Origin of the sequence: Flavobacterium album (assembly GCF_003096035.1) — a bacterium.
Lineage (GTDB): Bacteria > Bacteroidota > Bacteroidia > Flavobacteriales > Flavobacteriaceae > Flavobacterium > Flavobacterium album.
Genome location: NZ_CP029186.1, coordinates 3,248,406 through 3,269,949 on the forward strand (window position 1 = coordinate 3,248,406; position 21,544 = coordinate 3,269,949).

General features: G+C 47.3%; 21 protein-coding genes. 16 read left to right on the top strand and 5 right to left on the bottom strand.

From position 1 onward, the window contains the following. Positions 1-29: 29 nt before the first annotated feature. Positions 30-611: a hypothetical protein gene (locus HYN59_RS14830; RefSeq protein WP_108779026.1), complete on the top strand. Its 582-nt coding sequence runs from the start codon at positions 30-32 to the stop codon at positions 609-611. A gap of 41 nt (positions 612-652) precedes the next feature. On the opposite strand, the gene HYN59_RS14835 is transcribed toward HYN59_RS14830, so the two are convergent. Further along, positions 653-1,717, bottom strand: a complete 1,065-nt coding sequence (locus HYN59_RS14835; protein WP_108779027.1) for an HNH endonuclease domain-containing protein — start codon at positions 1,715-1,717, stop codon at positions 653-655. A 104-nt stretch (positions 1,718-1,821) separates the two neighbouring features. Between HYN59_RS14835 and HYN59_RS14840 the strand changes: the two genes are divergently transcribed. The 6 genes from HYN59_RS14840 (at position 1,822) to HYN59_RS14865 (ending at position 8,643) form a co-directional block, all read left to right on the top strand. Then, the gene (locus HYN59_RS14840) at positions 1,822-3,264 is read left to right on the top strand and encodes an RES family NAD+ phosphorylase (RefSeq protein WP_108779028.1); all 1,443 of its coding nucleotides are present in this window, start codon (positions 1,822-1,824) and stop codon (positions 3,262-3,264) included. Between the two features lie 18 nt (positions 3,265-3,282). Beyond that, positions 3,283-4,104: a hypothetical protein gene (locus tag HYN59_RS14845; RefSeq protein WP_108779029.1), complete on the top strand. Its 822-nt coding sequence runs from the start codon at positions 3,283-3,285 to the stop codon at positions 4,102-4,104. A gap of 172 nt (positions 4,105-4,276) precedes the next feature. After that, positions 4,277-5,167: a bacteriophage abortive infection AbiH family protein gene (locus tag HYN59_RS14850; protein WP_108779030.1), complete on the top strand. Its 891-nt coding sequence runs from the start codon at positions 4,277-4,279 to the stop codon at positions 5,165-5,167. A 95-nt stretch (positions 5,168-5,262) separates the two neighbouring features. Continuing rightward, entirely contained in the window at positions 5,263-6,969 is a 1,707-nt protein-coding gene (locus HYN59_RS14855) for a DUF262 domain-containing protein (protein ID WP_108779031.1), read from the top strand. Positions 6,970-7,100: 131 nt separating this feature from the next. Continuing rightward, positions 7,101-7,676 carry a hypothetical protein gene (locus HYN59_RS14860; RefSeq protein ID WP_108779760.1) on the top strand — a complete coding sequence of 192 codons (576 nt, stop codon included), beginning with the start codon at positions 7,101-7,103 and terminating at the stop codon, positions 7,674-7,676. A 10-nt stretch (positions 7,677-7,686) separates the two neighbouring features. Beyond that, positions 7,687-8,643: a nucleotidyl transferase AbiEii/AbiGii toxin family protein gene (locus HYN59_RS14865; RefSeq protein WP_108779032.1), complete on the top strand. Its 957-nt coding sequence runs from the start codon at positions 7,687-7,689 to the stop codon at positions 8,641-8,643. Between the two features lie 6 nt (positions 8,644-8,649). Here the strand turns inward: HYN59_RS14865 and HYN59_RS14870 are convergent, their stop codons facing one another. After that, entirely contained in the window at positions 8,650-10,341 is a 1,692-nt protein-coding gene (locus tag HYN59_RS14870; protein ID WP_108779033.1) for an AraC family transcriptional regulator, read from the bottom strand. Between the two features lie 127 nt (positions 10,342-10,468). Next, entirely contained in the window at positions 10,469-10,591 is a 123-nt protein-coding gene (locus HYN59_RS18380; RefSeq protein WP_281261170.1) for a hypothetical protein, read from the bottom strand. A gap of 62 nt (positions 10,592-10,653) precedes the next feature. Here HYN59_RS18380 and HYN59_RS14875 point away from each other — a divergent pair, with 62 nt between their 5' ends. From HYN59_RS14875 to HYN59_RS14910, 8 genes are all read left to right on the top strand, one after another. Beyond that, positions 10,654-11,367: a hypothetical protein gene (locus tag HYN59_RS14875; RefSeq protein WP_108779034.1), complete on the top strand. Its 714-nt coding sequence runs from the start codon at positions 10,654-10,656 to the stop codon at positions 11,365-11,367. A gap of 3 nt (positions 11,368-11,370) precedes the next feature. Next, complete coding sequence (locus HYN59_RS14880; RefSeq protein ID WP_108779035.1) at positions 11,371-11,646, top strand: hypothetical protein; 276 nt, start codon at positions 11,371-11,373, stop codon at positions 11,644-11,646. Between the two features lie 14 nt (positions 11,647-11,660). Continuing rightward, the gene (locus HYN59_RS14885) at positions 11,661-12,452 is read left to right on the top strand and encodes a helix-turn-helix domain-containing protein (RefSeq protein WP_108779036.1); all 792 of its coding nucleotides are present in this window, start codon (positions 11,661-11,663) and stop codon (positions 12,450-12,452) included. A 33-nt stretch (positions 12,453-12,485) separates the two neighbouring features. Beyond that, entirely contained in the window at positions 12,486-13,325 is an 840-nt protein-coding gene (locus HYN59_RS14890) for an RteC domain-containing protein (protein WP_108779037.1), read from the top strand. A 138-nt stretch (positions 13,326-13,463) separates the two neighbouring features. After that, positions 13,464-13,766, top strand: a complete 303-nt coding sequence (locus HYN59_RS14895; protein ID WP_108779038.1) for a helix-turn-helix domain-containing protein — start codon at positions 13,464-13,466, stop codon at positions 13,764-13,766. Between the two features lie 80 nt (positions 13,767-13,846). Next, positions 13,847-15,271, top strand: coding sequence for a DUF3945 domain-containing protein (locus tag HYN59_RS14900; protein ID WP_108779761.1), 1,425 nt, complete (start codon positions 13,847-13,849; stop codon positions 15,269-15,271). A gap of 15 nt (positions 15,272-15,286) precedes the next feature. Then, on the top strand, positions 15,287-17,338 hold the full coding sequence (locus HYN59_RS14905; RefSeq protein ID WP_108779039.1) for a type IA DNA topoisomerase: 2,052 nt from the start codon (positions 15,287-15,289) through the stop codon (positions 17,336-17,338). Positions 17,339-17,429: 91 nt separating this feature from the next. Continuing rightward, on the top strand, positions 17,430-19,256 hold the full coding sequence (locus HYN59_RS14910) for a hypothetical protein (protein WP_108779040.1): 1,827 nt from the start codon (positions 17,430-17,432) through the stop codon (positions 19,254-19,256). A 20-nt stretch (positions 19,257-19,276) separates the two neighbouring features. On the opposite strand, the gene HYN59_RS14915 is transcribed toward HYN59_RS14910, so the two are convergent. Next, positions 19,277-19,522, bottom strand: coding sequence for a hypothetical protein (locus tag HYN59_RS14915; RefSeq protein ID WP_108779041.1), 246 nt, complete (start codon positions 19,520-19,522; stop codon positions 19,277-19,279). Positions 19,523-19,529: 7 nt separating this feature from the next. Next, a complete protein-coding gene (locus tag HYN59_RS14920; RefSeq protein ID WP_108779042.1) occupies positions 19,530-20,297 on the bottom strand; it encodes an XRE family transcriptional regulator in 768 nt (255 codons plus the stop codon). Between the two features lie 89 nt (positions 20,298-20,386). On the opposite strand from HYN59_RS14920, the gene dinB reads away from it, so the two are divergent. Then, positions 20,387-21,541 carry a DNA polymerase IV gene (gene dinB / locus HYN59_RS14925; protein WP_108779043.1) on the top strand — a complete coding sequence of 385 codons (1,155 nt, stop codon included), beginning with the start codon at positions 20,387-20,389 and terminating at the stop codon, positions 21,539-21,541. Positions 21,542-21,544 lie beyond the last annotated feature (3 nt).

A 21,544-nucleotide genomic window follows, 5' to 3' on the forward strand; every position in this document is an offset into this window, starting at 1 on the left:
TATAACTAAGAAAAACTATAGCTGATAACATGCTGAGCACAGAAGATTTGGTTACGCCTGCCGCTACACTACCGTTAACGGTAGGAGATTCTATGACATCATCTGACATCATAGCCTTATTTGCAACGCTAATTTCAATTTTCGCATTTGCAATAACTTTTCTGAGTTATCGGAGAGAACGTAGTAAATCCAACCAAGATTTGGTTTTTCAGGAAAAAATAGCTGCTTATAAGGACCTGTCGCGTCATGCTAACATCCTCTTCGAATCATTCTTCGACCTTGTAGAGGACTTGCAGGATCATGACGGGACAAAAAAGCAATGGACAAAGCATCTTGAAAAGGAATGCAGAGCTTATGACGATCAGGTAACAAAATTTCAGGAAGTCATTTTTGAGTCGATCCCCATACTGCCTGAGAAGGTTTACAGGGAATTGATTGAATTTGGTCTGGAATCAAGGCATTTTATTACTTCGGCCTTTAATGGAGATTCCCTGCTTACAATCAATGCACATGATAAGCTTGAAAAAAGCCTTAGAAATATTATCAAATTGATGCGGAAGGATTTAAATGTTGATAAGGTAAATATCAACCTAAAGAAGAGATTAAAATAAAATTTTTCCGGCCTCTTAGCATATTAATTCTATCTTATCTTTTAATCCGCATAAAATTGGAAGCCATTGTTTGCAGCAATGGAAATTAAGGGAGAGATGGCATCCCTTAGCTGAACATAATTAAATGCAGGTTCGCCCGCTTGTTGATTAAACAGGTACACATATTCCTCCAGAAGTTTTGATTTGGGACTGACTTCCGAAACAATCTCAAACGCTGTTTTTTGGAGGTCGTAAAACTTATCAAAATGTAGATCCATACTTGGAAGCTTATCGCTCTTCATTGAATTATATATTACATCAATTGGAGCCAGATTCCAGATAAGGTCATGTGATACAAAGGCATGTGGCACGAAATGATCCAAGGCGTACTTGTTTATATTCAGTTCACTATCTGTATAAATACATTTTACAGTTCCTAGCTCCTTAAAAACAATATCCCAGTAGTTCTTCCTTTGATTCGTAAGCGACCCTCTGAATGGAGGTTTGATTAGCTTTCCTGGAATATCAGGAACATTAGGATTACGGACTTGTAAAAAGCTTGAAAGGTTCCAATAACAGAAATCCTTTAGAATCCTAGCATTGCTTTTTATGTAATCTATCCAGATTGGATTGATTTCGATATGGTCTGTATGCAATCCATATAAAATCTGGTTGTGGAAACTTTGGGATTCCAGATAAATTCTGTTTCTATACTGGGTATAATTTTCATCCTTGTTTTTACCGATCCAGGGTGTTAGGAACCAGTGTGGAACATTCTTATCGAAATGCCTCAATAGGGAAATTGTTTCCTTGTTTTTGCTATTTAAAAGTACCTCTAATAATTGTTCTCTTCTAATACTTATTGGTATAGCTTCTGTTGCTGCAATCGCCTTGATAGCTTGCTGGATCAAATCCTGGTTGCCAAATGAAATATGAAAATAATTTACCGTATACCATGCGTTTGCCAGCATCCTGGCAAAAAGTTCCTTTTTGTCTACTGACAGCTTCCCTTCTTCTATTACGTCTATTATGGCAAGCAACCAGTAATACTTATAGGTGGCCGAAGTATTATTGAAGGCAGATGCCAGAGGGGCGATATTAAGTAATGAAGAAGATGGTAAGCTCATTTGATTTTTTAATTAAGCAGGAACATACCAAAATTGTAAAAGATTTTATATATTATCCTGCCTAAATTGTTACGGCATTAAAAATACTTAATTAAATATTTCATATGGATGCTGATACTGAAAATTTTATTTGCTATGAGTGCATAGGAGAGAATTACTTAAAGTTAGAGATTGAAAGACAAGGAAATATCTGTAAATGTTCATATTGCGATAATGATGAGATTGAATGTTATCCATTATTGGACGTTGCTAATAGAATTGATTCCGCATTCGAGCAACATTTCCTGCGGTCTTCTGAATCACCACCTGACTACTACTCAATTGAACACCTAAAAAGTTTAGATGGCTGGGAGCCTGACGGATTGCCTGTTGTGGAGGCCATAGCTGACGCCGCAGAGATTTCTGAAGAGGCAGCTTCAGACATACAGGAAATTCTCGCCGAAAAACATTACAGCCGATCCGCAGCAGAAATTGGTGAAACTACTGAGTTTGATATTGATTCTTTCTACGACAGGAAAGAACCTGATGACAGGGAATGGCAAAGCCAGTGGGCTGCCTTTGAAACAAGCCTTAAAACAAAATCACGTTTTTTCAGTAAGGAAAATGAGCAACTCCTAGCCTCAGTATTCGATAATTTAAATGTACTGAGGACCTTAGACGAAAAGCCAATAATTAAAACAATAGGACCAGATACCGATATTACAAGTTTGTTTAGGGCAAGGGCTTTTCAATCCGATGATAAATTAGAAAAAGCTTTGCAACAGCCGGAAAAAGAGCTTGGCCCTCCCCCTCCTGAATTTGCAACGGCAGGAAGGATGAATGCAAGAGGTATTTCAGTATTTTATGGTGCGACTAAAGTAGATACTGCATTATGTGAAATCAGGCCACCCGTTGGCAGTAAGGTTGCAGTGGCAAAGTTCAATTTAATGAGACAATTGAAGGTTCTGGACCTCACCGCGCTATCTACTACTACAGTTGAGGGCAGTATATTTGATATCAGCTATTCTGAACTAGTATCCAAGACAATGTTTCTTAGAAAACTCAGTCAACGAATCACCAGGCCAATTATGCCGGATGATGAACATTTTGATTATTTAGCAACGCAAGTGATAGCTGATTTCTTGGCTGCTGAATACGGATTTGATGGAATCATCTTTCCATCTGCCCAGTCTGCTGATGGTGTAAATATCATCTTTTTCCATCATGCGTCAGGTGTTGAACCAATTAAACATCCGAAAGGTACAAAGGTTGATGTGAGCTTGTATGATTGGTATGATGAGGAACAATGTCCAGAATACAGGATTACTACTTCCATCCCAAAAAAAGAGAATGAAAAGAAAGAGGATACATTTTATGATATACCTTGGTTCCACCACATTGAAAGCAGTACAGAAATTCGAAAAGATTCTTTGGCAATTGACCTAGAATCCATTACTATTGAACATGTTTCGTCAGTACACATAGTTACTAGTAGCTACTCTGTCACTTCAACATCACACGAAGAAAGATTCCAACAACCTGATAATACTTCAGAATTTACTTTTTAAAATTTACTTTAAATTATCATGACATTAATAGTTTCCTGGATCGGTGTTGACGAGAAAAAAAAACAAAAAAAGATAGCATCGCTCTATATAGCTTCCGACAGCAGATATAGTTGGGGAAATCTTGGCAAATATGATAATGGTGTAAAAGTGTTTCGATGTATAAACGCTCCTGAAATTTTCGGCTTTTGCGGCGATGTATTATTTCCCTCCAATCTTGTCAGCCAGTTAATAACACAAATTGATAATGGCCTGTTCTTTTCAGGCAGTGAGACAAGCGATGTAAAATCAAGGAAAATCGCTAATTTCATAAGTGAAGCTGTCAAGTACTACCCTATCGTTGCTTTCAACCAGAACTTTACAATAATTTACGGTACGAGGATAGCTGATGACTTTCACTTATTCAAATATATTCACAACTACAAAACAAGGGCGTTTGACTATGAAGAAATCAATCTGCCTCTTGAGTCAGGAAAAGTTTTCAGCGGAGGTTCCGGTTCAGAGGAATTTGACAAAAATTACCAATCCTATGAGAACCCAAAGCATAACGAATATGGTACGAGCAGGGGTGTATATCAATGTTTTGTACGCACACTGCTAAATATAAAGGATAAATATTCAGGGGGCGCACCCCAGATAGTAGGACTGTATCGTAAGGGAAATGCTGTACTCTTTGGTAGTGTAATTACTAAAAAATTGTACATTTACGGTCAGGAGTTTATTCAAAATACAAATGCCGGGAATATAGAGTGGCGCAATGAAAATTTTGAAAGGACAAATCCTGAAACCGGTAAGATATTAGATGGTGCCCAAAGGCAACCAAGCAAAGATGCAACTCCCTAACTCTCCACAAATTCTATTTTATAACATGGGGAGGTCGAGGTGTCTGGCAGTGGAAAGCTGCCATTAGGGTATTCAAAATGCAATAGTGGTGTAAATAGATAGCACGTCCATCTCTAAATGGGAGGTCCTGGCGCAAATCCAGGCTGCATTTTAATTTTATTCTTTAAGTTTCATGGGAAAACAGCTATTTATAATTGGAAACGGATTTGACATATTTCACGGAATACAATCCAGATATTCAGATTTCGAAGCATATGTCAAAACTTCGCGCCCTTCGTTGTACGATGCATTGCTGGAATATTTTCTCCAAGATGAGTTGTGGTCTGATTTTGAAGCTACTTTGGCACTGATCGATACCAACAAGATTGTAGAAGACGCAGCCCAATACCTTGATGACTACGGGGCCGATGACTGGAGTGATTCCGGGCACCACAATTACCAATATGAGATGCAACAAGCCATTGATGTGGTAACAGTTGATTTACGGAATGCCTTTATAGAATGGATACTTCATCTTGAAATACCATCTACTGGAGATTTAGCGCTGCCTGAAGATGCCACTTATCTGTCGTTTAATTACACCGAGACACCGCAACGATGTTACAATATAGCGGAAGATAGCATACTTTATATCCACAATAAAGCAATTGATTTGGATTCAGAAATCGTATTGGGCCATAGCCGGGAATTGAGCGCTGAAGAATCCTTTTCTAATTATGAAGAAAATGACGAAATGGAAAGTTACGACGTACGTGTAATGGAGGGAAATGTCATTTTGGACGATTACTTCAAAAACACCTACAAGGATACTGCCTCAATCATATCAGAAAGAGAAGATTTTTTTAGAAGTCTTTCGGATATTGATGAAATAGTAATATTGGGCCACTCTCTGTCTACCGTAGACCTTCCATATTTCGAGAGAATTGTTGATTTTGTAAGTCCAAATTGCCAATGGAAAGTTTCGTATTTCGGAAACAGGGATAAGCCTGTCGAAATCTTGAAATCCATTGGAGTTCCTGAAAAAAACATTACTGCAATAAAAATAGAAGAGCTGTTATCTTAGGTGTTACTCACCCATTTCAAAAGAAAGTTTTACCATAGTATTTTATCAAAATATTTTTCTTATTTTTCGCACAAGTCATAGCAATTACAAACATTATGGACGCAGGAAAAAGGACAATTAATGATATTTTTAACGGTAATAGGATCTTGGAGGTACCGTTCTTTCAAAGGGCCTACGTTTGGGGGGAAGATCAATGGGAACGGTTGCTGGAAGATATGGAAAATGTTAGCTCAAATGTTAAGCCATATTTTTTAGGATCAGTAATACTAAAACAACAGCCAACCCCTACTGGAAGCATCGTTGGAGATGTGCGAACCGTCATTGACGGACAACAGAGACTTACAACCCTCAACATCTTTTTTAAGGTCTTATGCCTTATGAATGGCCAGGTCAATATGTTTGACAGGACATTCCGATTAATGAATAACGATATTGCCATAAAGCACAATCACAATGATGCTGAAACTTTTGAATTTATATTAAACCTGACAGAACTTATTGAGCTTGATCAGAGAAATAATATTTTTAAGGCCTATGAATATTTTAGGAAAAATATTTCCGTTGAAAAACTAAATATTCAGCATATACTGTCCAGCATCTTATTTGTGGGTATCGATCTTAGTGCTCATGAAGATGAACAGCAAATCTTTGATACGATCAATTCACTTGGTGTTACATTAACTACTGCTGAGCTCTTAAAAAATTATTTCTTCAATAGGGATATTGTTTCGTATGAACTCTACTGGAAAAAGGTATTTGAGGAAGATGATGAAACAAAAAGTTATTGGGATAGGGAATTTTTTGCAGGCAGGCTGAAAAGGACATTTATTGATCTATTTTTCTATTCCTACTTGCAAATTAAGATACAGCAGGCAGATCTCAAGGTAAAAACGGAAGACAAAATAGAATTTTCAAAAGTGGAGGCCCTATTTGAATCTTATAAGAAATTCATAAATGATTATCAGTTAGATAAGGTAGAGATACTGCAAGAAATCAAAGAATATGCCATCCTTTTTAAGAATAGCTTTGACCATTCTATAACCGCATCAGAGCTAACAGAAGTACATGGCATAGAACGGATTAATGCAATAATATTTGGATTGGAGACAACAACAATAATTCCTTATGTATTATACGTTTTGCGTAATGTAAAGGATGCTGTCCAGCGCGATGATTTATTTCATATAATCGAATCCTACCTAATGCGAAGGATGATAGTCCATTCAAATACAAAAAATTATAACCAGCTGTTTACCGATAGGTTGATAGCGAATGAAATTCTTTCCAAGGATATGTTCTTAGATTACATCAATCTAAGTTCTGACAAGGTTAATTATTATCCAGGAGATGATGAGTTGCTTAAAGGTTTCGAACAATCTATTCTGGTAAACAAACAAGCGGCGGGAATCCTTTACATGATTGAGTCAAAAATTAGAAACCGTCAAAGACATTCAACTCAGCTTTTGGGAATGAATAAATATAGTCTGGAACATCTCATGCCAAAAAAATGGGAGAACCACTGGAATACCGGTCTATCGAAGGAAGAAGTAGATTTCCGAAATAGGAAGCTTTTGACTTTGGGAAATCTCGCTATAATAACCCAGTCCCTAAATGCCTCGATACGAGATTCCGACTGGGAAAGCAAAAAGGAAGGAAAGGGTAACAGATTTGGATTAAAGCATTTCTCTTCTGGAATTGAAACTCACTCTTCCTATCTTGCGCTAGATGCTTGGAATGAAGAAGCAATAGCTGGTAGAGGTTACGACCTGTATGAATTAGCTAAATCTATATGGCCTAATTAATTTTACTGGGTAAAAAGCTTCATTAATAATCTCTTTAAAATATTTTGATTAAAACTGCATGAATTTTAAATAAAAATATTTGCAATTTGGATTGATATTTGATTACTTTTGTTTTCCTGAAAGGATTAGTTATGAAGAAGATAGACAACCTGCACAAGAACCTGAAGCGTGGCAATGTGTACCGCAGGGCGGACCTTGCCCGGTTCTCCAGCGCCGTGGACCGGCATCTTGCCGAGATGGTAGGTGAGGGTACCCTGCAGAAGCTTTCCCAGGGGCTCTATTATTTCCCCAGGCAGTCCGCCTTTGGCCCGGTGCCTCCTGACGAGGCGACCCTTGTGAGGTCCTTCCTCAAGGACGACGAATTCCTGATCACTTCTCCCAATGCCTACAATTCTTTAGGTGTGGGAACCACGCAGCTCTATAACAAGAGGGTCGTGTACAACCACAAGCGCCATGGTGAATTCGACCTGGGCGGTACAAGGTTCAGCTTTGTGGCCAAGCCCCGGTTCCCAAAAAAGGCAACCTTGGAATTCCTATTGGTGGATCTGGTAAACAATATAGCAAGCCTGGCAGAGGATCCGGAAGCTGTCCTGCAACAGGTACAGCGCAAGGCTGGGTCTATGGACCCTGTTAAACTTAGACAGGCCGTAAAGTCTTATGGCGGTGTCAAAGCCAGGAAGGTATTCGCCCCTGTCCTATCACTTTAATCCCAAAACCATGGCTGATATCTACCTGCACCAGCACAAGGATTTTCCTGAACTGTTATCCATACTCTCAAGGGAGACCGGCATACTTTCGCAGCTTATCGAGAAGGACTACTGGATCATGCACGTGCTCTACGGACTGAAAAAGCAGGGCTTTTCCTTTGAACTCAAGGGCGGTACGTCCCTGTCCAAGGGCTATGGCATCATCCACCGCTTCTCCGAGGATATCGATATCCGCATACTTCCTCCCGATGGCCATGCCGTAGCGGTCGATCCGAAAAAGGTAAAGAAGGGGCATGTCGATTCCCGATTGGGATATTACGACTGGCTTGCCGGCGAGATAGCAATCGATGGGATTGTTTCGGTGGAACGCGATACGGCCTTTGACGACACGCGGTACTACCGTAGCGGTGGTATCCGGCTTGCCTATGAGGCACATGGAGAGGGTATTGAGGGACTGAAGGACGGCATACTCCTTGAAGCGGGCTTCGACACGGTGACCCCGAATACCCAGGTGAGCATCTCCTCCTGGGCATACGACCGGGCAGCAGCAACTTTGGGCATTTCGATTATAGACAACAGGGCTGTAGATATCGCCTGCTACCATCCCGGATTTACCTTCGTGGAGAAGCTCCAGACAGTGGCTACCAAATTCAGGCAGTTCCAGGCAGACGGGATATTGCGTCCCAACCTGCTGCGTCAATACTACGACCTGGCCTGCCTGCTGGATTATCCTGCCGTGGGCGAATTCATAGGCACGGAAGATTACCACGCCCATAAGCTGGCACGTTTCCCAAAACAGGATCTCGAGGCTCCCCTTTCCGAAAACCAGGCATTCCTGCTTGACGATGCAGGGCTGCGCGCCGATTATCAGGCGCAGTACCAGGCTACTGCTGCACTCTACTATAATGGACAGCCGCCTTTCGGCGAACTGCTCGACCGCATACGCAGGGACCTCGGCCGCTTCTAGCTGCCGTTATCCATTTTGTTCCTCTTCCTCCAGCTTTTTTTTGAGCGCCTCCACAAAGAAGGTCGGCGAGATCCCATTGCGGGCCTTGAAGGCATTGACAAAGCGCTGCGTGCTGCTAAAGCCGCACTCCTCGGCAAGCCCACCATTGTTGTATTCCCTCAGTTTTCTGGAAAGCTTGAGCTCTTCCGTGATATAATCTATTTTCAGGTCGTTGATATATTCGGTAAATTTCTTGTCCCTCTCCTGGGCAATGACTCCTGAAAGATAGGTCGTGTTGGTCCTGAAGGCCGAGGCGAGCCTTGCCAGGCTCAGGTCCCGCTCAAGGAATTTCCTGTCCCGTTCCCATTTCTCGAGCTGGAACACGAGCTTCTCCTGCGATCCACGGCTCATATCCGAAGGTTCCCTGTTTTCACGCACCCTAGGATTCCTCGCCTGCCCGTCATTGTCTTTCATGAGCCGCTCGAATTTCTCCTGCCAGTCCATTCGCTGCCGTCTGTAGCGGACAACGGCAATTACGGCAACGACGGCAATTCCGGAAAGGATGACGATGAAAAGCGTCTCATTGCGTTTCTGGCGGTCCAGCCTGGAATGTATCGCTGCGCGTTCGGCCAGGAGCTCCTTGGTGTCGTATTCCTTGTGTATGCGCCCGAACAGATAGGACTGGGTGGATTTAATCACGCTGTCGGCCTTCAGCAGCTGGTCGACATAGAAAAGCGCCACCTTTGAATTGTCCTCCTTCTTGTAGTGGCGGATCAGCAGCTCGTAGTTTTCCCTCAGGTCGGGCCTCATGTAGCCCATGTCCTGGAATATCCTGTCCACCTTCTTGAAGTGCCCCAGGCCCAGTGCCTCTTTCCTTTGGGCCCAGTAGCTCTTGCCGATGTAGAAGTGCCCCACCGATATGTTGCCGAAGTCCTTGTTCTCAATGATTGCCGGAAGCGATGACTTGATCTGCGATATGGCGGTCGCATAGTTCCGCAGGAAATAATTGTTGACGCCCGAGGTATGCCGGAAATAGGCATCCATCTCATGGTTGCCGAGCCGCCCCGCCTCCTCAAGCCCGAGCCGTACGTAGCTGGCGCACCTGCCGTAGTCGCCCATCATGTTATGGCACAGGGCAAGGGAATGCAGCGTATTGAGGTATGCCCTGGTGTTGGTGGCCCTGAAAAAAGTCCTGCATTTTTCGAAAAGCAGTATGGCCTCCTCATAGAAGCCGAGGTAGTACTTGAGATGGGCGATGTTGTAGCTGGTCTTGTTCTTTAGATACTCATCGCCTGTTGCGGATATGTAGCGGTCGGCCTCCAGGTAATTGTCCAGTGCCTCGTTATGGCGCTTGAGCCCGTAATAGGCAATACCACGGGAAAGGTAGGCGCTGCCGATCAGCTTGTCGCTGCGCGACTGCAGGGCGGCACATACCATGCTGTCGGCATAGGCGATCTTAATCTCCCCTTCCCTGTAGTGGATATAGTTCTTGTATCCGTAGACTATCTCATCCCAGTTCTGCTCCTGTTTGGCTTTTTCCAGGAAGGCCTTCAGGTAGGCCTCCCTGCGCGGCGCATCCTTGTTATGCTTCTCGATCTTGTCAAAAAGGCTGTCAAAGGACTCTCTGGAGAGGCTGTCGTTACCCGTCAGGGGAGCTGCCGCATGGGACAGTGCCGCAAGCAGGAAAAAGAAGGCGGTAGGTATATTTTTTAGTACCATTTATGGAGCTACTAGTAGGTAAGGTTTCTCGGGGCGCAGTAGTGAAATGGGGTTTTTCTGTATGGTTGGGGTTAACCAAATATACTCATTAACTGGGTAGTAATTAAAAAATTAACATACGGCATGCCTATGGATTTTGCGAAAATCCATAGGCGATATTATGGAAACCCACAGCAGTCGTGTTGTAGGCCAATTCCCATGCATTTAGCTTTGTCGGGAATTCAAAAGCGAAACGGGCCATCGTGGCCATCAGATTCAGCTTACCCGGGTAAATGGACTGAGAGAGGAATCAGTAACATTTAAACCTAAATCATGAAAAGAATATTTCCTATAGCCATGCTGCCGATTATGGCCGCAACCATTATGTCATGCTCGGACGATCTTCCAGAAGCGGAACCGGCAGCCATTACGGCAGCACATGCCGAAAAGAAGTCCCTGGCAGTGGGCGGAACATCCCACAGCCTGTCTGCGATAGGCCTTGCGCACAACCTCCTGCTGGACGACTGCTTGTCCCGCAACATGCCGCCACCCTCCACCCTTGCCGATATCGATGCCACGGTTGCTGTGGTGATGCAGGCACATGGACTTGCCGTTCCCGGCTGCGGGGGCTCCGGCTGTACCGCGCTGGTTGCCGGTATCATCAGCGACCCCATGTCCTTCCACAAGTCTACCATTGCAGAGTCGGGGCTTTCCTATGTCGCAGCGGCCTACCTCACACAGTTCCTTCAGGATTTCTCCCTGCCGGCACAGGGCGCGGAAGCACAGCTCGAACTGGTCAGGGACGCGCTGTCGGATATTGCCGACAGTCCTGAGTTCACGGCCTTCGACAGGGACGTGCTGCTGACCACGATGTCCATAGCAGAGGCATCGGTCCTTTATGGAAAGGAAAGAAAGGACAAGGACTGGGAGACCTCTGTGGGCAATATCGTGGCCGCCTCAAGGGGCGCGCTGGGGCAGCCTGAACTTGCCCTGCGCCTCAGCCTGATGGCAGGGATCATGCAGCACCATAATCTTCAAGCCCACTAGGCCATGAAAAGGAAGGGCAGCAGTAAAATGAGGACCAGGATTGTCGCATCCCTGCTGCTGCTTTTTCTAAATGCGCTCGGAATTGTCCTGGTCAGCGAGCTCCTTTCAGTTGATGAGATGGTGCGCTACCACGGTAATGGAGGCATCACTTCTTCACAGTACAGGATCCAGGCCCTGCTGCTCCTGGCAATAGCCGCAGCGAATCTTGCAGCCTGCCTGGTCGCTGTTATCTGCACCTACTATGAAAGGCCGAACCGCACTGAAGGCGCTAAATTCTAAATACCACCTGCCCGATGCCACAAATTCACTGCACTGACGTTTACAGCTTCTCCGGACCAAACAGCAGGTCCCAGAAGGTTCCGAACGGTGGCACAGCGCGGCTGCTGGCCGTTCTGGTACTTGCCGGCAGCCTTGAGCTGCAGGCAGATGGTTCCTATCTTACCATACGCAAGCATGATTTTATAGCCGCATGTGCAAGCCAGAAGTATGACCTTCATGGATCTGACTATACGGCAATAGTGATTGATACGCCTTATACTGGCTTTTCTTCGGGCAGTCTGGCAATGCTGGCCCTACTCCGCGGAAGGACCGTATCGTTGCAGCAAGATAGGCTTTCCATTATGTCCATGCTGATGGAAATAGCACTGTTATGTGCCTGCGAGGAAAGATACGGGAAAAGGGAAGCATTCCTTTCAGGCATACTTGCCCTTGCCATAAGCCTGGCATCAGATACCCGTGCCGCTTCGGATGGCGGTCAGGATACGCATGCCTTTGGTCCTGCCCCTGCATTCCTGTTGCTGGCAGGCAAGAACATACGCCGGTACCACTCCGTCGCGTATTACGCAGATGCCCTAAACATCACGCCGGGCCACCTTAACAGGACCGTGAAGGCCGCACTCGGCCTGACTGCCAAAGGCTGCCTGGAATCCATCTTGTTTTCGGAGGCAAGGGTGCTACTGGGGGATCCCGGGTTCAATATCGCTGAAGTCAGCGACATCCTGCACTTCAGCCATCCTGCGGTCTTCATCCGCTTCTTCAGGAGGCTTTCAGGCACCACTCCCCTGCGTTACCGTGCGGGCAGTTAATCTACAGATCGATGAAACCGAAAACAACATGAAATGGTACAATCTGCATTTTACAAGGATATGCTCACAAAGGTCAGCTCCAAGGAACAGGAGGTCGCCCTTGACGGGCCAGACAGCATCCGGCAGTCCTACATGATGGCCGCCTTCCTGCGTGATGCGCTCACGGAGCTCAAGGAGCATATTTTCCGCAAGGGGTTCGAAGACCCCCGGCAGGAGATAGAGTTCTTCAGGAAGGTCAAGCCCCAGGTGCTCGGGAGGCTCATCTTCTACAACAAGGTCTACAGGATCGAGATTGCCTGCCCGTTCCGGCTGGGCAAGATGTACCGCAAGTTTTTTGCGGAGCAGCTCCGGCGCCTCAAGGCGGAGTCCATGGAGCACCTTTCCGACTCGGAGTTCTACACCTACTACCGCTCGGGGCAGACCGACAGGGATGAGGCCTATTTCCGGCTGGGCAACATAGGACAGCCCGTGGGGCTCAACAGCTTCCTGTTCGAGAGCGACCCGCGCTTCTCCACCTACTACGACTACAAGGCGGCGCGCATCATTGCCACCGACCTGCTGTACGGCTACCTGCTTGCAAAGGCAAGTCCAAAAGAAAACGTGGAGGACGGCGCAGGATCAGGGGATATCTGCTGGACAGGCACCAAGAATGCGCTGATCGAGCTTATCTATGCCCTGCATACCTCGGGGGCAATATCAAACGGCAAGGTAGGGCTACGAAGGGTCAGCATGGTCTTCCAGTCCGTGTTCCGCACTCCCCTGGGTGATATCCACCACGCCTTCCACCGCATGAAGGACAGGGCCGGAAAGCGGACGCTGTTCATCGACCAGCTGAAGTCGTCCCTGGAAGACTACATGGACAAGGAACTCTGACAAAAGGCACTCTCTACAAGGGCAGCACTCCGGTGCTGCCTTTTTTTTGTTAAAAATCACCAGCCCATTGGCAGGGCTTGGCAGATCCTGTCGGGGACGTTGCGGAATTTTGCGGGAATAACTTAAAATCTCACGATCATGAATATTGACAGGAACGAATTTATTGCATGGATGGAACGGATCATGGACCGCTTTGACATCATCGGCGAGAACATCGCCAAGGCCTCGCAACAGCGCAATGCCATAGACGGCGAGGAACTGCTGGACAACCAGGACCTGCTGCAGATGCTCAAGATCAGTACCCGCTCCCTGCAGCGCTACCGCTCCGGCGGGAAGCTTCCCTACTATACCATAAGCGGCAAGATATACTACAAGCTTTCCGACGTGCACCAGTTCATCCGCGACGGCTTCAGCGCATCGCGCAGTGACGCAGGGGAATGACAAAGCGCGCCACGGCGCGACACGCACCTCCCCGGACCATTTGGCGATGATACATTAGCAAACTAAAAAATGAAATGCGCATGGCAGCAACAGACCACAGGAATGCCGGCAAGGATGACCAAAGCGAAACCCTGCTGGTAATGGACAAGCAGGAGAAAAGTGTAAGGGCCGTAAGCGGGATAAGCCCCGAAGGCCTCATGGAGACGGTAAGCCCCCTGAGGAAAAACAGCGGAAGGTTCATCACCCTGGACCGCGGCGGGGACCTGTTTTCCAACTTCTTCTCCAATTTCATGAACCAGATGCACAACCCCACGCGCTTCTCCCTGTTCATCGTCCCAAAGAAGACGGCCATTGAAATGGCGGCAGTGCTGGGCCGGGTGCTTGACAGGGCTTCCCGGCTGATGCCGCTCAATGAGATCAGGATACCGGACCTAAACACAGAAAATAAATTAAATCAGGATACTATGGAAGCAACAGAAAGAACTACAGAAGCTGGCGAATTGCGCTACAGGCCCGAACAGGTAAACTGGGAGGCATTGTCCTCGATGGGACTAGACAGGGACAGGCTTGAAAGGATGAACCTACTGGAACCCCTGCTCAAGGGATACAAGACCAATGAGCTGGTGCCCCTGACCCTTACCCTTGGAACTGCAGTGGTAAGGATGGACGCCAGGCTCTCGCTGCAGCCCAACGATTCGGGCGAGATTGTAGTGGCGATGCACGGCATCCGCAAGGAGCCCAACATGAACTACCCCTTCTTCGGGCATGAGTTTACCGACCAGGACAGGCAGAACCTGCTTTCATCCGGAAACATGGGAAGGGTCGTCGAGCTGTACAGCCAGAAGGACGCGCAGTACCATCCCTCGCTGATAAGCGTGGACAGGATGACCAACGAGCTGGTGGTCTGCCGCACCGAATGGGTAAGGATACCCGACGAGATCAAGGGCATCAGGCTGGACGAGGCCCAGAAGCAGGAACTGCTGGAAGGAAAGCCCCTCTATCTTGAAGGCATGATATCCAAAAAGGGAGAACCCTTTGATGCCACGGTACAATTCAATGCCGACAAGCGCTATGTCGAGTTCCAATTCGACAGGAATGGCGCAAGGACGCAGGAGCAGAAGGCATCCCAGGACACGGAAGCGCCAAGGAACTTCAGGGGCAGGGAGCTAACCGAGGAACAGTACGGCAAGTTCAGGGAAGGCCAGACGGTCTACATGGCCGGCCTTGTCGACAGGCAGGGCAAGGAATACAACGGCTACATTACCTTCAACAAGGAAACTGGCAAGACCGGATTCTCCTTCCAGAATCCCGACAATGCCGCGCAGAAGGCCAGCCCGTCCGAAGCGAGCAAGACCCAGGTAGCGGTCAACTCGGAAGGCAAGACCAACGAGGCAACCAAGAACCTGAAGGAACCGCTGAACCAGCGCCAGCAGGAACCCGAGACAAGACAACAGCAGGACCAGCAAGAACAGCAGGCGCCTGCCCGCAAGGGAAGAAAGATGTAACCCAAATGTTATGATATGAAGGCAATCATCGCAGAAAAACCGAGCGTGGCAAGGGAAATTGCCGCCATTGTCGGTGCAGTGGAAAAAAGGGACGGCTACCTATCCGGAAACGGCTACCTGGTGACCTGGGCCTTCGGGCACCTGGTCGCCCTGGCCATGCCGCAGGATTACGGGATCGATGGGTTCAGGGAGGCTTCCTTGCCCATCCTGCCCCAGCCCTTCCTGCTCACACCTCGCAAGATAAAGAAGTCCAAGGGCTACGAGGCTGACCCGTCGGCGCTCTCCCAGCTGAAGATTATAAAAAAGGCAATTGGCGAGTGCAAGAGCATCATCGTGGCTACCGACGCGGGCCGGGAAGGGGAACTGATCTTCCGCTACATCTACCAGTACCTTGGATGCGCCAAGCCCTTCGAGCGGCTATGGATCAGCTCGCTGACCGAGAAGGCCATCCGCAGCGGGATGGAAAACCTCAGGCCAGGCCAGGAATTTGACAGGCTCTACCAGTCTGCAATGCAACGCAGCCGGGCCGACTGGATCATCGGCATCAATGCCTCACAGGCACTCTCGCTACGTGCCGGCCAGGGCACCTATTCGCTGGGACGCGTCCAGACCCCGGTCCTGGCCATGATCTGCCGCCGCTTTCAGGAACACGGCGACTTCAAAAGCACCTGCTACTGGCAACTCAGGCTGCAGCACAGGAAGGACTATGTGGATTTCAGCAGCATCTCGGTAAAAAGATGGGAAGACCGCAAAGAGGCAGCCACCGCGCTAAGACTTATCGAGCGCGACGGGAAGGCCCTGGTGAAATCCGTGGAAATAAGGAATGTTACGGAGCAGCCCCCCCTGCTCTATGACCTGACCGGGCTGCAGAAGCAGGCCAACAGGACACTCGGCCTCTCGGCCGCAGAAACCCTGGACATAGCACAGGCACTCTATGAGAAGCGTTTCATCACCTATCCCAGGACTGCGAGCTGCCATATCACGGAAGACCTATGGCCGGAGCTTCCTTCATTGGTTCGGCTCCTGGCGGAAAAGCCTTCATGCCGTGCCATGGCAGGCAGGATGAATTACGGGCGCTTCAACAAGCGCATCGTAAACGACCTCAAGGTGACCGACCACCACGGCCTGCTCATAACCGACAGGATACCCTCCGCCCTCACTGCAAAGGAAAATGCGATATACGACATGATTGCCGTAAGGCTGCTTGAGGCGCTGTGCGAGCCCTGCCAGAAACAGGCGCATGCCGTCGGGCTGGAAGTCCATCATCATGATTTCTTTGTCCGCGGAAGCAGGATCGTCCAGCCCGGCTGGCGCGCGGTCAGGGGCAGCCAGTCGGAAGCGGATGAGGAGATGGTGGACCTGCCGATGCTCAGGGAGGGCGACGAATTGAAAATTGGCGGTGCATTGGTCCTTGAAAAGAAGACAACCCCTCCTCCACTCTATGATGAGGCATCCCTTTTGCAGGCCATGGAAACTGCCGGGAAGCTGCCCGATGATCCTTCCATCCCTGCTACGGGATTGGGAACACCCGCCACCAGGGCGACCATCATTGAGACCCTGCTAGACAGGGAATATATCAGGAAAGAGAAAAAATGCCTGCTGCCCACGACAAAAGGGCTTAAGGTATTTGAATGGGTACAGGAAATGAAGATTGCCGATCCGGCAATGACTGCCCAGTGGGAACTCTCCCTGAAGGCTATAGAGACCGGCGAGGCCAGCCCAGAAGCTTTCCAAAAGGATATAGAGGAACATGCGAGATCCGTTACTTCGGAACTTTTGAAGATTGCACACGTGGGAGAGGAATATCCTGAGCTACTGTGCCCAAAATGCAAGGCGCATAACCTGATCTTAACCAACAGAATTGTCAAGTGCCCCGGCGGTACCTGCGGATGGATCCAATTCAGGATGGTCTGCAAGATCCAGATCCCTGTTGGGGAAATTATAAATTTGATTACCAATGGGAGAACATCCCTGATTACAGGCATGGAGAGCAAATCGGGTAAAAGATTTGATGCCTGTCTAATTCTTAGTAACGATGCCACAGTAAATTTTGAATTCAATAAGTAGAATTCATTTCTAATAAGATGCGACAATTGTCTTGGTAAAAGTTTACTTATCAAATGGATATCTCTTATTTTAGCCTAAAATAAGACCTAAGATGGAAAATAGACGTACGGTGCCAAAAGAGCTATATGATAATTATAATTTACTGCTAAAATATAAGGATAACAGGAGGACACAGGAGGAAATTTATGACGATTTACTCGCGATAGTAAAGGATACAGAAAAGGGTAAATTCTTACCATTTGTGATGCAGATGATGAATATGATAGGGCTAAGGCATACGACTGATATGTACAAGAACCTGATGTCTCCTTTGAAGCAGTTCGCCTATGTAATTGATGTATATTTTTCAACTGTCCATTCACAAGGCAAAGCAATGCCAGATGAAAACGAGTGGACAAGGCTGACAGAACTGCTGATGGAAACCGAGATGACTTATTTTGGAGAAATAGGCTTTCCAACAAATGAGTCAGACTTTGATCTCGAGAAAGTCAGCGTTTCCATGAAGTCCTTCTTTGATTTCTACTCCAATGCCCAGCTATCCTATGATGAGCAGACATTAGGCAGGCTAAGAAATAATTTTGAGAAATTCGATACTGATATAAAATCTCAGTTCGGGTTTACCGTAAGCGATATAGTTACGTTCTGTCACCATGCCGGTAACCTTTGCAGGGAAAAGGCTGAAAAAACACAAAATAGTGCTTCCTATGGCTGGGAGGAACTTACCTCCAGGCTTATTGCGCAGGGGCTAACAGATCCCAAAGATTGGGTAAATGTTCCGGAAGTGCAGACATTAGTAGAATTTGTAATGAAGCCGGGAAGCTGGTTTATACATACTGCCCAAGAAGTAACTAATACTACCTTATCGGCAAAGACCATTGATGACCTGATCAAATTTCTTCTGTTTGATGAAAATATACTGGTCGGAAAGACCGTATATTATGCTGATGAAAGGCAATATTTATCCACTCCGATAATTTCACTTAATGCTGATGAGTATCTTATACCTCCTTTTAAGCTACTTATTGAAGCATTCTACAACCGTATCAATGCATGGCTGGCAACCACCAAAAGCAACAAGTATCTCAAGGCAAAGAATAAAGCCCTTGAAGAAAAAACGCTTCAAATATTCAGGAACTTTTTTAAGTCAAATGCCTCCTACTATCAGACCTTCTATTTCGACAAGAGCAATCGTGCTGAACAGGATCTTCTGATCCTCTATAAAGATATCGCCCTTATCATAGAAATTAAAGATTTCAAATTCCGAGCGCCAATGCGGGAACCAATTAAGGCCTTTGATAAAATCAAATCGGACTTCAAGGGCGGCATTCAAAAGGCATACGACCAGTGCAAGAGAATGGAGAATGCACTTGAGATTGGAAATAATTTTGAAATCTATGACGAAAAAAACAATAAATTGCTCTGGGAGGTCAAGCCTGGAAAAATCCGCAACTGGTATTCCATAATTGTAACCCAGCACAAATACGGAGGCATACAAACCAATCTTTCAGAATTACTATCTAAAGAGCAGGATGCTCTCTATCCATGGTCTGTCTGTGTTGATGATCTTGAAATCTTCCTGCTGGGATTATTAAAAATCAAAAGGAACTCATCATCACATAATTTCATAAACTATCTGGAATACAGGGAATACTTTCATGAGAGGCTGATCTGTAGTGATGAGCTTGAAATGTGTGGTCTATTCCTAATTGCACAGCACAAATTCAGGCATTATGCAACCCAATCCGAAGATTACTTTGCTACTGATATCCGCATGTCTGGAATCTTTGATGCACATTACCAAAATGGATTAGGTTTTACAGATGAGATTAATATCCAAAATAAAAAAAAGCAACCGATAGGAAGTTATGAGAAATCCTTTGATGTTCATATCGTCTCAGGTCATGACATGAAAGATTAACTTAAAAGGTAAAGTAAACATTAGATTTTTGAGACGATTCCTTCAAGCCCTTCATTAGCAATAATAGTATCAATAATCGCAATTGCAGCTTCCTTCTGTGAAAATGAAACTGTAAAATAATGGATATAATTACTTTCATCTGCATCATCAAAGTGGATGATGTCTGTAAAGGAGCCGGCTATAAGACTTCCTTTTAGTTTCAGTATCTTTCTGGCCGTTGGGGTATCGACTTCCTTTTTAATTTTCAGGCGTACGGTCGTGTTCATGTGGTGGTTAATTCTTAAGTCCTTTCAGTGCCTTGATCTCTTCCTTTATGCCCATCAGCATCTCCCTTATGCTCTGCGGTTCCATGCTGTCCGGCTCGAACTCCCTGGTGGCGATGCTGCCCGCATATTCCCAGATCTCCAGTATGTCGGAAAGCCTGACTGCGTAGGGCTCGTAGAAGGTGTTGTCCGAGCTCAGCACCAGGCTGCTTTTTTCATGGCTGCTGAGCCTCTTGTACACGATGCCGTCATCCTTCATAAGGAATACATAGGTCCTGCCGTTCCTTATCTCCCCGAGGTTCTCTATGTAGCGGCCCACCACGAAGGAACCCTCGTTGTGCGGGGGCATGGAATCGCCGTCGATCGGGAAGGCCCTGAGCTTTCCCTTGCCGATAAAGGGCAGCGAGATCTGCTGCAGCCCCTCTATGAACTCCGGGTCGCTGTAGCCGTTCAGGTAGCCCGCTTTTGCCTTGTGGGGGATGATCTCGATGGTATTCTCCCCTGCCCTGTCCACGGTGATGGGCAGCAGGATCCGGTTGTCCTCCAGGCGTATCAATCCTCCGGTATCCACCTTGCGGATATCCACCGAGAGCAGCACGTCGATGCTGTAATGGTAGTAGTGCGCGATGCGCTTGAGGATCTCATACGGCGCCTCAGAGGCCCCGGACTCGTACTTCACATAGCGCGCACGCGTGATTAGAAGGTCCTCAGCGAGCTTTTCCTGCGAGACCTTCTTTTGGAGCCTTAAATACCTGATGTTGTCGGAAAAGAGAGACATGGGCTAAATTGTTGCTATTTGTAACAGCAAATATATAAATTTTTGTTTCAATCTGGTCTAATTTTGTTCCGTACAAAAAGAAAAGATTTATGGAACGCTCGATAGTACATATGGACCTGGACACCTTCTTCGTCTCCTGCGTGAGACTGCAGAACGCTGCCCTTGAGGGGATTCCGCTGATCGTGGGCGGCGGGGACCGCGGCGTGGTGGCCTCCTGCTCCTACGAGGCGCGCAGGTTCGGGGTGCATTCGGCCATGCCCATCAAGATGGCCCTAAGGCTCTGTCCCGAGGCCCGCGTGGTGAAGGGCGACATGGAATTATTTTCCCGCTATTCGAATACCGTCTCCCAGATCATCGAGGAGAAGGCCCCGGTGATGGAAAAGGCCTCCATCGACGAGTTCTACCTCGACATCACGGGCATGGACAAATTCCACGGTTCCTACAAGTGGACCAGCGAGCTCTCCTCTCTGATTACCCATGAGACCGGCCTGCCCATCAGTTTCGCCCTCTCGGTAAACAAGACCGTATCCAAGATCGCCACCGGGGAGGGAAAGCCCAGGGGCAACCTGGAGATCCCCCAGCTCATGGTCCGGCAGTTCCTCAACCCGCTCTCCATCCGGAAGATCCCGATGGTGGGCGACGCCACCTTCAAGCTATTGTCCCGCATCGCCATCCGCAACATACAGACCCTGGCCGAGATGCCCGTGAACGTGCTGCAGGAGATGATCGGCAAGAACGGCACCGAATTATGGAAGAAGGCCAACGGCATCGACAACACCCCCGTGGAGCCCTACCGCGAGCGCAAGTCCCTGTCCACCGAGGACACCTTCCACCAGGATACCACCGACCTGGCCTTCCTGCGCTCGGTGCTTTCGTCCATGGTGGAGAAGCTGGCCTACCAGCTGCGCAGCGAGGGCTGGCTTACCTCCAACGTGACGGTGAAGATCCGCTATTCCAATTTTGATACCGAGACCCGCCAGATGGCCCTGGCCTATACCTCCTCGGACCATGTGCTTACCAGTGCCGTCCTGGAATCCTTCGGGAAGCTCTACCAGCGCCGCATGAGCCTGCGCCTTGTCGGGGTACGCTTCGGCAAGCTGGTGCGCGGCTCCTACCAGATCAACCTGTTCGAGGACACCCAGGAGATGATGTCCCTGTACCAGGCCATGGACAGGATCAAGAACCGCTTCGGCGCCGGTGCCGTGATGCGCGGTAGCGGCATGCACCAACCCAAAATACGCTAAGCC

Coding starts and splice junctions, on each gene's coding strand:
- HYN59_RS14845 (WP_108779029.1), top strand. CDS start 3,283: ATGACATTAATAGTTTCCTGGATCGGTGTTGACGAGAAAAAAAAACAA.
- HYN59_RS14860 (WP_108779760.1), top strand. CDS start 7,101: ATGAAGAAGATAGACAACCTGCACAAGAACCTGAAGCGTGGCAATGTG.
- HYN59_RS14900 (WP_108779761.1), top strand. CDS start 13,847: ATGGCAGCAACAGACCACAGGAATGCCGGCAAGGATGACCAAAGCGAA.
- HYN59_RS14915 (WP_108779041.1), bottom strand. CDS start 19,522: ATGAACACGACCGTACGCCTGAAAATTAAAAAGGAAGTCGATACCCCA.
- HYN59_RS14830 (WP_108779026.1), top strand. CDS start 30: ATGCTGAGCACAGAAGATTTGGTTACGCCTGCCGCTACACTACCGTTA.
- HYN59_RS14895 (WP_108779038.1), top strand. CDS start 13,464: ATGAATATTGACAGGAACGAATTTATTGCATGGATGGAACGGATCATG.
- HYN59_RS14890 (WP_108779037.1), top strand. CDS start 12,486: ATGGTACAATCTGCATTTTACAAGGATATGCTCACAAAGGTCAGCTCC.
- HYN59_RS14875 (WP_108779034.1), top strand. CDS start 10,654: ATGAAAAGAATATTTCCTATAGCCATGCTGCCGATTATGGCCGCAACC.
- HYN59_RS14910 (WP_108779040.1), top strand. CDS start 17,430: ATGGAAAATAGACGTACGGTGCCAAAAGAGCTATATGATAATTATAAT.
- HYN59_RS18380 (WP_281261170.1), bottom strand. CDS start 10,591: ATGGCCACGATGGCCCGTTTCGCTTTTGAATTCCCGACAAAGCTAAAT.
- HYN59_RS14920 (WP_108779042.1), bottom strand. CDS start 20,297: ATGTCTCTCTTTTCCGACAACATCAGGTATTTAAGGCTCCAAAAGAAG.
- HYN59_RS14840 (WP_108779028.1), top strand. CDS start 1,822: ATGGATGCTGATACTGAAAATTTTATTTGCTATGAGTGCATAGGAGAG.
- HYN59_RS14835 (WP_108779027.1), bottom strand. CDS start 1,717: ATGAGCTTACCATCTTCTTCATTACTTAATATCGCCCCTCTGGCATCT.
- HYN59_RS14855 (WP_108779031.1), top strand. CDS start 5,263: ATGGACGCAGGAAAAAGGACAATTAATGATATTTTTAACGGTAATAGG.
- HYN59_RS14885 (WP_108779036.1), top strand. CDS start 11,661: ATGCCACAAATTCACTGCACTGACGTTTACAGCTTCTCCGGACCAAAC.
- HYN59_RS14865 (WP_108779032.1), top strand. CDS start 7,687: ATGGCTGATATCTACCTGCACCAGCACAAGGATTTTCCTGAACTGTTA.
- HYN59_RS14880 (WP_108779035.1), top strand. CDS start 11,371: ATGAAAAGGAAGGGCAGCAGTAAAATGAGGACCAGGATTGTCGCATCC.
- HYN59_RS14905 (WP_108779039.1), top strand. CDS start 15,287: ATGAAGGCAATCATCGCAGAAAAACCGAGCGTGGCAAGGGAAATTGCC.
- HYN59_RS14850 (WP_108779030.1), top strand. CDS start 4,277: ATGGGAAAACAGCTATTTATAATTGGAAACGGATTTGACATATTTCAC.
- HYN59_RS14870 (WP_108779033.1), bottom strand. CDS start 10,341: ATGGTACTAAAAAATATACCTACCGCCTTCTTTTTCCTGCTTGCGGCA.
- dinB (WP_108779043.1), top strand. CDS start 20,387: ATGGAACGCTCGATAGTACATATGGACCTGGACACCTTCTTCGTCTCC.